General features: G+C 46.5%; 12 protein-coding genes. 6 read left to right on the top strand and 6 right to left on the bottom strand.

The annotated features are described in order from the left end of the window. A partial coding sequence (locus tag V6C93_RS23970) for an ABC transporter permease subunit (RefSeq protein ID WP_333479187.1) occupies positions 1–1,331 on the top strand: 1,331 nt, incomplete at its 5' end. Between the two features lie 158 nt (positions 1,332–1,489). Here the strand turns inward: V6C93_RS23970 and V6C93_RS23975 are convergent. Then, complete coding sequence (locus V6C93_RS23975; protein ID WP_333479188.1) at positions 1,490–1,678, bottom strand: CsbD family protein; 189 nt, start codon at positions 1,676–1,678, stop codon at positions 1,490–1,492. A 706-nt stretch (positions 1,679–2,384) separates the two neighbouring features. Between V6C93_RS23975 and V6C93_RS23980 the strand changes: the two genes are divergently transcribed. The 4 genes from V6C93_RS23980 to V6C93_RS23995 all read left to right on the top strand — a co-directional run bounded on the left by V6C93_RS23980 (position 2,385) and on the right by V6C93_RS23995 (position 7,275). After that, the gene (locus V6C93_RS23980) at positions 2,385–3,557 is read left to right on the top strand and encodes a HetZ-related protein 2 (protein WP_333479189.1); all 1,173 of its coding nucleotides are present in this window, start codon (positions 2,385–2,387) and stop codon (positions 3,555–3,557) included. A gap of 179 nt (positions 3,558–3,736) precedes the next feature. Further along, positions 3,737–4,969 (top strand): hypothetical protein, encoded by a 1,233-nt coding sequence (locus V6C93_RS23985; protein WP_333479190.1) that lies wholly within the window; start codon positions 3,737–3,739, stop codon positions 4,967–4,969. 526 nt (positions 4,970–5,495) lie between these two features. Then, positions 5,496–6,212 carry a (2Fe-2S) ferredoxin domain-containing protein gene (locus V6C93_RS23990; protein WP_333479191.1) on the top strand — a complete coding sequence of 239 codons (717 nt, stop codon included), beginning with the start codon at positions 5,496–5,498 and terminating at the stop codon, positions 6,210–6,212. 31 nt (positions 6,213–6,243) lie between these two features. Next, a complete protein-coding gene (locus V6C93_RS23995; RefSeq protein ID WP_333479192.1) occupies positions 6,244–7,275 on the top strand; it encodes an S-layer homology domain-containing protein in 1,032 nt (343 codons plus the stop codon). Positions 7,276–7,297: 22 nt separating this feature from the next. On the opposite strand, the gene V6C93_RS24000 is transcribed toward V6C93_RS23995, so the two are convergent. The 5 genes from V6C93_RS24000 to V6C93_RS24020 form a co-directional block, all read right to left on the bottom strand. After that, entirely contained in the window at positions 7,298–7,771 is a 474-nt protein-coding gene (locus tag V6C93_RS24000) for a hypothetical protein (RefSeq protein ID WP_333479193.1), read from the bottom strand. Between the two features lie 450 nt (positions 7,772–8,221). Then, a complete protein-coding gene (locus V6C93_RS24005; protein ID WP_414644263.1) occupies positions 8,222–8,668 on the bottom strand; it encodes a CAAD domain-containing protein in 447 nt (148 codons plus the stop codon). 277 nt (positions 8,669–8,945) lie between these two features. Beyond that, complete coding sequence (locus V6C93_RS24010; RefSeq protein ID WP_333479195.1) at positions 8,946–10,025, bottom strand: tetratricopeptide repeat protein; 1,080 nt, start codon at positions 10,023–10,025, stop codon at positions 8,946–8,948. Positions 10,026–10,538: 513 nt separating this feature from the next. Continuing rightward, positions 10,539–11,411 (bottom strand): 6-carboxytetrahydropterin synthase, encoded by an 873-nt coding sequence (locus tag V6C93_RS24015; RefSeq protein ID WP_333479196.1) that lies wholly within the window; start codon positions 11,409–11,411, stop codon positions 10,539–10,541. 136 nt (positions 11,412–11,547) lie between these two features. Continuing rightward, the gene (locus V6C93_RS24020; protein ID WP_333479197.1) at positions 11,548–12,258 is read right to left on the bottom strand and encodes a J domain-containing protein; all 711 of its coding nucleotides are present in this window, start codon (positions 12,256–12,258) and stop codon (positions 11,548–11,550) included. An 830-nt stretch (positions 12,259–13,088) separates the two neighbouring features. Between V6C93_RS24020 and V6C93_RS24025 the strand changes: the two genes are divergently transcribed. Further along, positions 13,089–14,447 (top strand): calcium-binding protein (locus V6C93_RS24025; RefSeq protein ID WP_333479198.1); only part of this gene is annotated, 1,359 nt, incomplete at its 3' end.

Consider the following 14,447-nt stretch of genomic DNA (forward strand, 5'->3'; position numbering starts at 1 on the left):
TAATGAAGGCAGTAGGACAAGCGGGTGGCTTTGATGTCGAATTTCAAAGTTTACCCTTTGACGGGATTATCCCTGCTTTGCAGGCTAATACAGTAGATGCGGCGATTAGCTCTATTACGATTAATGCCGAGCGTAGCAAAAGCATCTCCATTTCCCGACCTTATTATAAAGCTGGATTAGCGATCGCCGTCAAAGCCAACAACACAGACATTACTTCTCTTGATAGCCTGAAAAACAAGAGCATCGCTGTGCAAATCGGCACCACGGGAGCCCAAGAGGCAAAAAAAGTTCCCGGTGCCCAAATTCGTACCTTTGATTCCGCACCCCTTGCCCTCCAGGAATTGCTCAATGGTAACGTGGACGCCGTCATCAATGATGCTCCTGTTACCCTCTACGCCTTCAAGAGCAATAATCTCAAAGGACTCAAAATTGTTGAGCAACTGCTTACCAAAGAATACTATGGCATCGCTACCTCAAAAAATTCTCGCCATCTCGCTGCCATCAACAAGGGTCTGACTACCATCCTGAATGATGGTACCTACGAACAAATCTACCAGAAGTGGTTTAATGCCACATCCCCACAACTACCAGAAGTGGTTGATTTTGGCGGCTCAACTAACCCCCTTCAAGCGTCCAGTGTGATTTTGAAGGCTCTACCCAACTTGTTGAAGGGCGCACTGGTGACTCTTGAATTGACCGCATTTTCCGTCTTCCTCGGAATGATTGGTGGTTCTCTCCTCGGCATTCTCCGCCTCTCACCCCTGAAGCCACTGCGCTGGGCCACGATCGCTTATATTGACTTCTTCCGAGGCACACCATTGCTGGTGCAGATTCTGATGATTTACTTTGGCATACCCGCTCTCATCCAAGGGTTGGGTCTGGAATTCAGCATGAATCGTTTGACAGCGGCTGTGATGGCACTAACACTGAATAGTGCGGCCTATCTTGCGGAGATTGTCCGGGCTGGTATCCAATCTATAGATATAGGGCAATCTGAAGCGGCACAATCCTTGGGGCTGGGGGCAGTACAGACTATGCGTTATGTCATCTTTCCCCAAGCCTTGCGGCGGATGCTGCCCCCCTTGGGAAATGAATTTATCACCCTGCTCAAAGATACTAGCTTGGTATCGGTGATTGGTTTTCAAGAACTATTGCAAGAGGGTCGGTTAACTATAGCCAATAACTATCGCGCTTTTGAAATCTATGCCGCTGTTGCCCTGATTTACTTAGTTCTAACTTTACTCTCGTCCCGATTTTTCAGCTTCTTAGAACGTTGGATGAATCCTGTCCATCGATCAACACAAATAAAGACCCAACAAACTACCAAATAGACAACTAATCAGCCTAACTCTTGTTCAAGGTTTGTAGGGGCACGACATGTCGTACCCCTACTGTGTACTATATACAAGCAAGAACTGCTAAATACCCTCTTTTAAGGTTTAACCTTTGACTTGTTGACTACAAATCGCTCGGTTCCTCGACCGACGTTCTAGGCTTGGTCAACAATTCTCTTTGCCTTGTCTTTGAGGTCTTCTTTCAGATGCATGGCTTGAGCTTGGTCTTGCTTGGCTTGACCTTCAGCTTTATCTTTTGGATCGCCCGTAATTTCACTAGCAGCTTCTTGAATTTTGCCTTCAATATTCTTAGCGGTAGCTTCAACGCGGTTTTCAATGCTCATTTTAGACTCCTGTAATTATCTAATCCTAAATCGGCTATAAAGATAGATAGTGTTAAAGAACTAGATACCATCTGATGGTAGTAGTTTCATTTTTTATTACACTGAGTAGAAGCCTAGTTCTTTTGAGCTATCTACTTGATACTTTTAGTATGAACAATCCCAAGCTAAGCGACCTCTTCCAGGAGTTAGATATCTGAGTTTATTGTTGGTCTATCGTTAGTTGTATGTTTTTTAGTACTAATTAATCACTAATGTAGCCATTAATCTCCAATTAATCACTAATGTAGCCATTAACCTCCAAAACGGGGGCAATTTTTGTCGCGATTCTTCTTTAACTCGTTAGCTAATTTCTAGCTCCAAGCGTTGCGATCGCAACTCACTCCAGCGTAAGCGGCTAGAAAAAGGCACCCAATTTTCTCAGATTGCATAAAATTTATCGGTACTAGTGAGAGCTATAGTAGCGAGGCTTTCTTGAGTTACATAATTTAACATTGACCTCAAGTCAGCCATCGGTCTGCCTATTGTGATCTAGGTCACGTTGAGAGAAGATCTGGGTCTCAATCCGGAAGTGTTCTCAGCCAGTGTGCCAGTGTGATGGATTGAGCTAGGGAAGAGCAGTACGATCACTTCTTCTTATAGCCAGACATGTTCCAATAAGAAGCAGCCGACGCACAAAACAACTTGAGTGCAGCAAGAGAGGGTTGTCATGCAAACTTTAAAAAGAGGGTTTGAGGAGCGCAATCTCATGACCAAGTTGGCGGAAAAACTGGAGCAAGAGTGGAGTTCGCGTCTATTGAGCGATTACCCAGACCTAAGCCCAACCACCCGCCAAAGCATTACACGTTGGTTAATCGGGGACAACCCAGAGCGGCTTGAAACCCTGATGCCCAACCAAGTGGAAATTGCTAAACAGGCGATGGACTATCGCTACCGCATTTTGCGGCAGCGTTACCTAGGCGTTGAACCCGAGCGGGCTGATCGCAATTTAACAACTCGTTTAGCTGGGTTGGTTACATTGCGTAACAAAATTCGCACTTGGGTGTCCCTGAGTCGTGATCGCCAACGGGCTGTTGTAGATGTTTTACAAGAAGTTATTCAAGAATTGTTAAACAGCGATCGCTATATCCAAAAACAAATTGCCTGGATTGCAGAGTGTACTGAAGACGTTCGCCTCCGAGATGCTCTATTGCTTACCAGCGTTGAGGAATATTGCCTGCGTCCAATTCGGAACCAACCGTTACTCGTTTATAGATTTGTTAACTTCTTAAGAAGGTCTCAACGAGGGGGTATGACCCATATCCCCGAAGGAGATAAAGTGCGATTAGTATCTGAGGAGGTGACCCCAGAGGATACAGATTCACCAGTCAGTCTGTTGGACAACCAAGCGATCGCGGAATATCAAGACGCTCAAGCTTGGGAAGAGCAACAAACGATGCGGCAGTCTGTACGCAGAGAATTTGAAGCTTACTTGACAGAAAATCTGGGTCCAGAGGCGGCACAATGGCTTCAGCTTTACCTCCAAGGTAAGTCTCAAGAGGCGATCGCGAAGGCGTTAAATAAGCCAGTGAAAGAAATCTACCGACTGCGGGAAAAAATCAGCTATCACGCAATTCGGGTTTTTTCCATTAAAGCGAAGCCGGAATTAGTCGGTAGCTGGCTAGAATCGTCTCTACAGGAGCATAACTTCGGGCTAACGCCGAAGCAATGGCAGGAATTCTTGGAAAGCTTAACACCAGAGCAACGCCAGTTACTGGAACAGCGCAAAGCTGGAAAATCGTTAGAAGCGATCGCGAAAGACTTAAACTTGAAAGTAAACCAGGTCATCGGCGAATGGAGTAAACTTTATTTGGCAGCTCAAGCTCTACGAAGCGCTTCCTAAACCGGGGGTAAGTGGTCAGGTAGCTCTTCAAGCGCAGTATTTACCCACAACTCTCTCCTCCAAAGAAAGCTCAGTAGGGCTAAAAGGTGGTTTTTCTGCCAATACCCTAACTGGAAATTCTTATTTTTGGCGCTCCTGGGGCATCTCAATCAGTCGCTACTCAGGTTGGAAAAATTCTTATGGTGCCCTCACCCAGCAACCCAGGCCAACTCAAAAGTCTCTCTTCCGAGACACCTTCTATTCAGGTGTCAGATAGTTTTGGTTTTCAGACTGACCAAATGTTTCGGCTGATTGATAGTATTTTGCCGTTTGAAGCTTGCCTCTACTATCAATTTCTGCCTGTTGGTTTAGAAGGAAAGTACCTGAGGCTAGCGATGGTAGCGCCTCAAGACTCGTCTGCCCTAGATTATGTCCGTCGCATCCTAGCCTACTTAAACTGTTCGCTCAAAACAGAACAGATTTCTCCTGAGGCTCATCAGTCGCTACTATCTGCTTACTTGAATCATACCCACCGCTCTGAATCCCTGCGTCAGCAAGTAGCCGAGGAGCAAAAGCAAGCGACCCAATCTGAATCCACGACTGAGATTGGTCATGAGGTTCAAGCACCGGAGAGTAAACCGGATGTTCACGCTGATCAGCAAGCGACTCTGATACAGCCATCCGATCCTTTGTTCAACCACAGCGACTCTTCTTCAAACTCAACTCGAACATCGGACTTAGCCATCGAAGTGCCGCAGGAAGCCTCGTCTGCTACGGCCCTCACATCGGTACGCAAACTATCGCTGTCCGATGAAGCCGTTCCGCCACTGGAAGTCAAAGCGATTCATCTGGCTCGCTCAATGGAATATATTGCTACCTTAGCCCCTCCACAGCTGTTACAAGAGTTGTTGGGGCGAGTACTCCTAGGTGGAATAGGTCGGCTTTATTTTGAGCGCCAATCGGAACAAGGTCGAATCCTGTGGAGCCAAGATGGTGTCTTGCAGTCGGTATTAGAAAACATAGCCTTGTCGGTATTTCAAGGTTTAATTATTGAACTCAAGCGTATCTTCAACATACCTTTACTGCCTGTAGTACAACCCAAGCAGGTAGAAATTGAACGACGTCATCAACAAGAATGCCTCTTGCTACGGTTGCGCGTGATGCCCGGTACCCACGGAGAAGAAGCAACCTTGCAGGTGTTGCGTGGAGTAGCGTTGAAATTCTACCAGCGCCAACAGATAGAAAAGCTGAGTCAGGATGCCCTCAGGCTAGCTCAACAGCTGCAACGAAAATTATACGAAATTCGCGATCGCTCTTATCGCTGTCCCCTGCCGCTAGATACGCTACCAGCCCTAAACCAGCAGTTACGGGGTTTAGATCAACAGCTCGAAGCGATCGCCCAATTGCAAATGTATCAAGACTCTGACCCCTGAAACGAAGGACAAGCCAACAGATAGGTCTACCTGTCCCTATTCAGAATTATTACTTATAAGCAAGAAAACAAAAAGACCCACTATAGCCAGCTTAGGTTCTCCTTGTGATTAGCTACCCTGCTTTAACAAGATCGCTGGTGTTTAGACTTCTTTCTCGGGGGATGGGTACATTACCCGTCCCGATTAGGCTTGCTGAGATGTACATCAGCTTATGAAGCTTAGCAAGTCTTACTCTTGAGCCGTCAACGCTGACTACTGGCGTTAACAATCAGAAAAATATAATCTCAAATAGATGACATTTTTTATCAATTAAGTTAGGTTGAGTTTAATAACTCAGATCTTGCTGCTGTATCCTCAACTGTCCGGAAAATAGATTTTCCGTTTCATCGCTCAAGTTCACTTGAGTGGACTTGCCTATTAACTCAAGCCCTCTTGACTAGGACTTTAGCGATTGCTGGGACTAAAGTCCCTAACCGAGTGAGTGGGCAGGTGCAAGCTCTCAGATAAACAAATTTAGGATGTAGGCGTGATTAAGTTAACAAAACAGGGGAAAGTATCACCGTTCTATCTAGAGGGGCGGTTCGTCGGTTTTGTCGGTGACGTTGGAGAAAAGCCCAAACGCATACGGGTAGCCACAGCGGAAGGAGAGCGCTATATCAAACTGCCCAAAGAGCTGCGCTACTCGATGCCTGAGGTTCTCCAACCCGGAGACTGGATAGAGATTTTTGGTGAACTGAAGCTTAAGTCCAAAACGGGTGAACTTAAACTGAAAGCGTATCACCTGAAAGTAAAGGCTCCTGTCATGAAGGGAGTGGGGACTGAGGAAAGAGGACAAGGGGACGCTGTTAAGGGTTCAACAAATCTCGGCGTCTCGCCGCATCTCCCCCTCTCCACGCCCTCTTCTTGCCAATCCCCAGTCAACAAATCTCCCGCTATTGCCACGCCTAAAGCCAAAGCCTGTGTAATGGTCTGCCAAAAATCCTCCTGCCGCAAGCGGGGTGCCGATGAAGTCTGTCAAGCGCTAACGGAGTCTTTACGCGATCGCGGACTAGAAGACCAAATCGCCATCAAAGGAACTGGCTGCATGAAGCAGTGTAAACAAGGGCCTTGTGTGATTTTTATGCCAGATAAGTCTCGTTACACCGGAATTGATCCTCAAGAAATCCCTACACTTGTGGAGAAGCATTTTCCAGCTAAACTAAAACCAGAAGAGAGTGAACCGGAATTGTCTTCCATCTCTTGATTTAAGACCGCATTAGAGAGGTAAAGTGCCGATGACGAATGTACCTCCGCCCGATCCAAACTCGTCTAGACTCGGTTTTGATGAGTTGATAGGTATTGTTATTGCCTTCGCTACGATCGGCACTATCCTTGCCGTAACACTGGGTCAACGAAACAAAGAATTCAACCTCAGCCGAATTCTCAATACCAACGCGAACAATGAGACGACAAGGCCAATAGGGGAACTACCCTCTGTCAAACAAACTCCCCTACCAACGGCGAGTCCAGAAGCAACGATCTTACCGAGACAAGAAGACATCACACCTTCCCCGTCTCCTTCACCGATTACACGGCTACCTGCTTCACCCGTCTCCACTCCACAAGCCGTACCCCAAGCCAAATCGGAGACAGTATCCGGCAGTATCCCCATGACGGTGCCACTAGCCCCAAAATCCGAAGCTTCTCCTGCACAGACACCCGTGACCACTGCAACCCCTATCAAGTTCACCGACGTTCCTCAAGACTTATGGGCTCGTCCTTACATTGAGGCGTTGGCGGCACGAGGCATTGTGAGTGGTTTTCCAGATGGCACTTTTAAACCGGGTGGTGCGATTACACGAGCAGAATTTGCTGCCTTATTACAGAAGGCGTTTGAACAACAGCCCAAGGTGGCAGCACCGAATTATAAGGATGTGTCGGCTAACCTTTGGGCATTGCCAGCCATTCAAGAATCTGTAAAAACGGGTTTTTTGCGAGGGTATCCTGAAAATATTTTTCGGCCCAATCAACCCATCTCAAAGGTACAAGTCATAGTGGCACTTGCTAGTGGTCTAGGTTTAAAGCCGACTACGGCCTCCCAAGCGGCATTCCAGACTTATCAGGATGCCAATCGAATCCCCAACTACGCCAAAGACCCGGTAAGTGCGGCTACGACAGCGGGGCTTGTGGTCAATTATCCGAATCCTAAGGTACTAAACCCTAATCGGAATGCCTCTCGTGCTGAGGTGGCTGCATTGGTTTACCAAGGGATGGTTGAATCGGGTAAGGTAGAGGCTATTCCTTCTAGTTACCGTGTTCAGCCGTGACCAAACCCTGACTAAATAATTCTCATGGGTCAATTTCCGGAGAATCTTCTGTCCATTTTTGGGCGAAGAAGGCGGCGATACGTTCTGGCTCAAACTCGTAAAAATCTTGTATGAATCCAGCCGTGGAATAAGCCTGAGTTCTATCAAGTAAAGACATCAAACCTTCCTGCACCACCTCAATCTGATGTAGCGTGGCCTCGTACTCGTCAGTGAGTGCTGTAAGAGTTGCTTGGATGCCATCTAAATTTAGCTCACGATGCAGTAGGTTAAACCTTGACAAACGTCGGCGGAGGGCTTTAAGAGTCTTTTCGTCTGGGACGTTATTAATTGATTTTTCTAGATAATCAGCCGCCGCTTGTAGGTCGCACATCTGGCAAGCTTGCCTAGCTTGAAGGCAAGCTACTTTACTATCGAGTACTTGTGAACGAAGGCTTTGTACCTCACCAGCCAGGTTGGCCAGTTGTTTATGAGCCTCAAAAGACAAAGGTGAAAACATTTGATAACATCCTCCTATCGTTTCTTGTGAAATAAAAGAGGGGTGGGTACAGTCCCATCCCTATTAGCATTAGCTTTAGCTATGACAGCTGAGAATAAAAACCATTAGACCCTACTCTCAGTCTGATTTAATTGTCTCCAACAGTGGCTGCTATTTAATGAATCAACTAGGTTGGAGAGTTTTCCGCACGAAGCAATCCTTCTTCAGTTATTTCCAGGTAAAAATCACAATTTTTGTAGGGGGAAAGGGAATCTCAATAGTTACGCCATGTTCTGGAACGGGTAATTTGTTTAGAATTTTGAAAATAATCAAGAGCAGACTGAAGCTTAACTGCATCAGTCTGCCTTTAACCGATAGGGGATAAATTTAAAATAGCAAGCTCTCGTTGACTGGAAGAGCAGAACAGGGTCTAAGTGATTAAAATCTGCTCTCCGGGATGAGGGAGAGCACCTAAGCTTCGTCTTTGCCCACTACTTGACCTTTGAGAGCGTTAAATTCGTTTCCTAGTTCTTTGCGCGTCTCTACTTTCAGGAGGTAGCGGTTGACAAACCATACGCTGTAGCCAATCCCCACTAATTCAAAAACAGGTGCTAATAGCGGAATATCATTGATGGCATCCAGAACCGCTAAGGTTACCTTAACGCTAATACCAGCCGTTAAAATCAGTCCTACAGTGAGCAGGGGTTTTTGGTAGCTCGAAAAGAAATCGCCTACATAATCGGGTAGTTTTGACAAAAATTCAGAAGCAATTTGCACCCACTCCTGCCACGGCTGCTCGGTTGATGGCGAAGGCGCAGGAGGTTTGACGATCGCACCCGGTTTGTCAACGTTTACGTCTACTTTCAGATCTTGTGTTTCAGCGGCTATAGTCTCTTCAGATTGTTGCATAGGTTCCATATTTCCTCCACCGTTATCTTAAGTACGACATTTTATCGTTTAGGCGAGGCATCTGGGTACAATGACAGGCTGACTAACTTTTGCTCATATTAACAAAAGTTATCCAAAGACTTGTTAAAGGACAGGATGCCTCTGTCAATAGTATCTGATATCCGGATCTCCCGATGAATCACTGTGAGACATCTGCTACAAGCCAGTCATGAATGAATCCAGAACGGAATCAGAGCATTTAGGGTTAATGTCTGGTATGGAATTTGGTGTCAGTCCTGTGTTTTTATCAATCGCGCATGGCTAAACTCTGCTCGTGGTATTCCATCACTTTGGCATAGTCTCCGAGAGCATAGCAGGCAGTTGTGAGACTGCTTAACACCTGTTTTTCTACCCTTGGGTCAGGGATTGAGCGTGCTACCCTTAAGCGTTGTTCATAGTACTTAATGGCTTGAGCGTAATTCCCTAGCGCGTCAAAGGCGACTCCTAAACTGCCGAGGGATTGTTCTTCTGCGCGGCGATCGCCCAGTTGCCGTGCTGCCATCAGCCTAGCTAGACCATACTGAATCGCTTGAGGATAATCGCCCAGAGCATTGCAAGCATAACTGAGATTTTTGAGAATCTGCCCTTCTAAGCGGCGATCGCCCAATTCCCGCACGATCGCAAGGCGCTGCTGATAATAGTGCATGGCTTGAGCATAATCACCCAGTGCATAGAAGACATTGCCAAGATTCCTGAGAATCTGCTCGGTGGATTGAGGGTCATTCAGAGTCTGTACGACACTCAAACTCTGCTGCTGGTAGGCGATCGCACTCGGTAAATCTCCCATTGCCTTATAAGCTAGTCCAAGATTATTCAAGGCCGCAACCTCTGCTGCCCGGTCTTGGAGATGCCGTATAATTGTCAAGCTTTGTTGACCCTGCTCAATGGCTTTGACGGGGTCATCCATGTGACGATAGCAATTGCCTAAAATTCCTAGTACCTGTCCCTCTAAATGCTGATCGCTAATTTCTCGTGCTACGCTCAAGCTTCTGGTGGCATACTCAATGGCTTGGGGAAAGTCTGCCAAGGAATAAACAGTGAGAGCCAAATAGCATAGGATTCGGCCTACTTTTCGTTGGTTTTTCAGCTCTGTATAAATTTTCAGAGCATTGTTGAAAGACTCGAGCGCTGTCTCCAACTGACCCATCTTTTGCTGCTCAATACCTTGTTCCAACAGCCGAGCTGCTTCACCAGCACAAGGTGTTGATATCGGCTCTAGCGTTTTGTCAGGGCTAGTGTTATCTGCTAAGGGAACCAGCATTTCGTACACCTTTCCTACTAGACGACTCTGCTGTTTGCCGTCATAGCACAGCAGCTGGTTTTCCATATTTATTGCCTCTTAAAATCTTCAGGTTTCAGGCGGTGTTCTCCATTAGCCTCTAAGAAGCCAATTTTAGTCTCAGCTTTAGATGGGCAAAACCCAACGGAACTCATGATGTCGTAGCGATTGGATAAGAGGTTACAGATGCTTTCGGTCAGTCAGAGCTAAGACATGGGAACTTTGGCTAAGTTTTTCCCTTGTACCTGGTAATGATTACTCTGCTTCAGTTAAAGCCTTTATCTATCTGGCCTGTTATCAAACTTAATCTAGGTTTTTCGACACCGACCTCCTAATCTAGGAGTCTTTTTTTTCCTAGATGCTTGGGGAGTCAGTCAGTGCCTATGAAATGCTATCAGTAATCACATATCTAAAATGACAATACAGAGCTACTTGTTTGAGGATTTGTCCTGATCCGTCAAAACTATAGCATCAGTCCAGCCCTTTCCGCCCGTCCCCCAGAAGCATATATTCCTCTGATTTGGAGAAGAGATAGGAATTTGGCGAGGCAGCTAATTGTCTCTAAACAGAGGTCACAAGGGGCTCACTGCCCTGTGCGATCGCTAAAGATGAAGCAGCTTGGGAACAGTAGACTTCGCAAGAATTATTGGGGCTTTCAATCAATTTGACTTTATAGAGTTGGGCACCCAGGTCGTGGATAGGTTGTTCTAACAACTGACGGATATAAATTGCAATATTTTCCGCTGTAGGAACAACTTGAGCAAAGTATGAAATATCTTTGTTGAGGAAAGTATGGTCAAAGGGTTCAACTACATAGTCTTCGATGACTTTGTGCAAAGCTCCTAGATCGACAATCATGCCAGTCCGTGGGTCAATTTCACCCTTGACTGTTACTTCTAGGTGGTAGTTATGTCCATGACCGTTTGGACGAGCGCATTTCCCATAAATTTCGCTGTTTTTTTCGTAGCTCAGGTCGGGATGAGCAAGTCGGTGAGCGGCGCTAAAGTGGGTACTGATTGTTAGATGTGCTTCCATACCGTTTCCTTGATAGTCAGCCCAAAGTTCTGGATGTTCAAATAGCTGAATACGCACGATTGGCAAGTGAGGAACCAATCGCTGCCAAATTATGCGTGCAATATTCTCGGTTGTCGGTAGGGTTTGTTGAAATTCTGACCAAATTTCGTTGAGGTAAGCATAGTCCAGTTGGCTAGTGACTTCCCGCTTAATCACCTTTTTGACTTCTGACAAGTTTTGCACCATGCCATACTTATCTAATTCACCAATCAGGGAGACAAACAGAACGTAATTATGTCCGTGTCCTGGGAACCGGGAGCCCAAACCAAATTGCTGAATATTTTCGGCTTCACTCAGCTCTGGCAACCAGTATCGGTGACTTGCTGAGAACTGAGCGCGACGGTTAATGATGCATTTCATTCGTTCGCTAATGAATCAGAATATGTAAAGTTCCGTAAACGGGAGCTGTTTCCAGGATAAACGAAATTTGGTCAGCAAAGACAATAAAGTGTGAGGTGCTAAGGATCAAGTGTAAAGTTTTTTCATCCTTTATAATTCATACTTTTTGAGCTAGGTCTCTGACGGCGTCTTGAGCTTCATACTGCAACCCTGTAGCAATTCTGAAGAGTTCCTGACCGACATGCAGGTAGTGATCATCGTAGTTGAGGGTAAAAAAGTTTAATTCTTCGATACCATCTCCGAGTTGATTCAGGCAGTAGTAAAGGCTTGCCGCCGCGCCAGCTACAGCCGGAGGATTGGGTTGAGAACGAAAGGTGAGCTGAGCTTGATTGAGATAGTGACGACACTGTTCGAGATAAGCCTGAAAATTCCCCATGAGTTCGTCATCAAAAGGGTCAGCGGCGAGTTCATCAACTTGGGTGTCTAAAGGTCTAAGGATGAGACCAATTAAGCGGGTAACCGGTTTATAGACCTGCTGCAACCAACGGCTGAGATGGAAATCGGCATCTTGTGAGGTTTGCCGATGATGCTGGTAGCTTTGTTGGGCATCAGCTGTCCGTTGTTGCCGATTCCGGTATTGAGTTGGAGACGGCAAGGAGCGCAGTTGTTCGTCGTAAGAGCGGCGGCGCGTTGGGTCATTCAGGACTTCGTAAGCCGCATTCACTTCTATGATTTTATCGCTGTCAGCGGTTCCGCTCTTGCTATCTGGGTGAAAGAGCTTGGCTAGACGCCGATAGGCTTGTTTAATCTCGGTTGGTGTGGCTTTAGGACTGATTTTCAGAGTGTCGTAGTGGTTAGATTCCGACATTGGTAGGCTTGTCAAGAAAAAGAGTGTAAAGGTTGAGGGTTAACACCTAGCAAGTTTTATAGGCTGCTCGTTGGTTCCAACATTCAAGGTAGCGCATTTATAGGGATTGCTCCCCCTGATTGCCATGTTCGACCTCAGTGGCTGATGTTCCAGACCGATTGCTCCATCTCATCGGATAGCATTCGCTATTTGGTGTTTCTCAACTGCTGAGTCAACTCATGGAGAGGAAACCAATTAAATTAAACTTGTCATCTTGTAGGCCGGGTTGAGGCACATAGGCGTAGCTTTCCAGCCGGGTAATCCAACAGGGCTCAATGTAGGATGAGTAAAGCGATCGCTCTACCCATCCTACAAAAAGTTAAAGTCTCTCTACTTAGCTCAAGAGATATAGAAAGCTAGGCGCATTGGCTAAAAGAGTTTTCCCAAGTTAAATATTTCTTTCAAACCGATGCTAGTTGGTCTATCAGCAAGTGCATAAATGCGATTTTGCTATTATAAAATAATATAATTACATCTATCTAAAGGATGATTTTAAGTTGATCAATGATTATTCTAGGTGATCGCTGTTTCTTCCCCCAGCAACTGCATAAGGGGTGTTGGCTCAAGAGATATAGACACACAGCATCAAATACAAGAGTTTCCCAACCGAGAAAGTAGATTCAACAGTGATAGATCTTTCCTCTCCCGCTAACTGCATAAGGGGTACTAACCCAAGAGATATAGACAGGCAGCGGAATCTATTCAAAAGATTTTCCAGTTAATGACGGCTCACTCTCCGCAGCATTTTGGTAAACTTCTGACCGCTAGTTGAAATTTAGGAGCAACGGACAATGACGATATATCTTGGAACTATTTTCACTGACAGCTTACAAGGCGGTTCGGGTAACGACTTCCTTGCTGGGTACGAGGGTAACGACACTTTGTACGGTGGTGCAGGATTTGACACCTTGATCGGTGGGGATGGAGCCGACTCTCTCGATGGCGGCAGTCCAGGTTCCTTGATTGACAACGATAACTATCTCGATGGTGGGAGCGGGGATGACATTTTAATAGGGAACGGCGGCGATGACATCATGGTAGGAGGTGATGGTGCCGATACCCTCATTGACTTCGGCGGCGGCACAAATGTTCTTGATGGCGGCGCTGGAAGTGACTATCTACAGGGTGGTAATAACAATGACTTCCTACAAGGCGGTACAGGTGACGATACTCTATATGGCTATTTAGGATTTGACACCTTGATCGGTGGGGCTGGAGCCGACTACCTAGATGGCTACGTAGTAGGTTCCTACCAGGACACTGGCGATAACTATCTCGATGGCGGCGCTGGAGAGGACACTCTGGTAGGAGGTTATGCCAATGACATCCTGATCGGAGGCGATGACAACGACCTGATGTCTGATACCGGTGGTAATAATCTTCTCGATGGTGGTAATGGCACTGACTACATCGCAGGCGGTGTGGTAGGCAGCGACACCATCTATGGTGGCTTTGGTGCTGACACTCTGCTGGGTTTTGCTGGGGACGACATTATTTGGGGTGGTTCCTCGACGTTCTTCGACGCTAGTGATAACTATTTCGACGGCGGTGATGGGAGTGATACCCTAATCGGTGGCTCTGGCGACGAAGACATGTTTGGTGGCCTTGGAGGAGACCTGATACTCGGACAGGGTGGAAGCGACTATATCTTTACCGGTACTTCAGCATTTGAGTATGACTTCAGTAATAACTACGTTGAAGCTGGTTCTGGGGACGATACCGTGATCGGCGGTTTTGGTGACGACACTATCTTTGGCAATGAAGGTGACGATATTGTCTCTGACATCGGTGGTAATAATTACCTGGATGGCGACTCTGGAAACGATCTCGTCGCGGGTGGTAGCGGTAACGACATCATGTACGGTGGCTTTGGCGCTGACCTGGTGTTGGGTTATGGTGGAGACGACACCATCTATGGCGGCTCCCAAACTAACTTTGGCTTCAATTATGATACTCTCGACGGTGGCAGTGGAGATGACGATCTGATAGGTGGTTATGGTGACGACATCATCCTTGGCGGTACTGGTAACGATTTCCTGGCTGGCATAGGAGGCTATGACACGCTTATCGGTGGAGCAGGAGCTGATGATTTCTTCATTGGTGGTGCTGGAGAAGTCGATTACCTGGGAGCTGGCTACGGTACTATTACA

The organism is Allocoleopsis sp. (assembly GCF_036703385.1).
In the GTDB taxonomy this organism is placed as follows: Bacteria; Cyanobacteriota; Cyanobacteriia; order Cyanobacteriales; family Coleofasciculaceae; genus Allocoleopsis.

Coding starts and splice junctions, on each gene's coding strand:
- V6C93_RS24005 (WP_414644263.1), bottom strand. CDS start 8,668: ATGGAACCTATGCAACAATCTGAAGAGACTATAGCCGCTGAAACACAA.
- V6C93_RS24000 (WP_333479193.1), bottom strand. CDS start 7,771: ATGTTTTCACCTTTGTCTTTTGAGGCTCATAAACAACTGGCCAACCTG.
- V6C93_RS23980 (WP_333479189.1), top strand. CDS start 2,385: ATGCAAACTTTAAAAAGAGGGTTTGAGGAGCGCAATCTCATGACCAAG.
- V6C93_RS23985 (WP_333479190.1), top strand. CDS start 3,737: ATGGTGCCCTCACCCAGCAACCCAGGCCAACTCAAAAGTCTCTCTTCC.
- V6C93_RS24015 (WP_333479196.1), bottom strand. CDS start 11,411: ATGAAATGCATCATTAACCGTCGCGCTCAGTTCTCAGCAAGTCACCGA.
- V6C93_RS23975 (WP_333479188.1), bottom strand. CDS start 1,678: ATGAGCATTGAAAACCGCGTTGAAGCTACCGCTAAGAATATTGAAGGC.
- V6C93_RS24020 (WP_333479197.1), bottom strand. CDS start 12,258: ATGTCGGAATCTAACCACTACGACACTCTGAAAATCAGTCCTAAAGCC.
- V6C93_RS23995 (WP_333479192.1), top strand. CDS start 6,244: ATGACGAATGTACCTCCGCCCGATCCAAACTCGTCTAGACTCGGTTTT.
- V6C93_RS24010 (WP_333479195.1), bottom strand. CDS start 10,025: ATGGAAAACCAGCTGCTGTGCTATGACGGCAAACAGCAGAGTCGTCTA.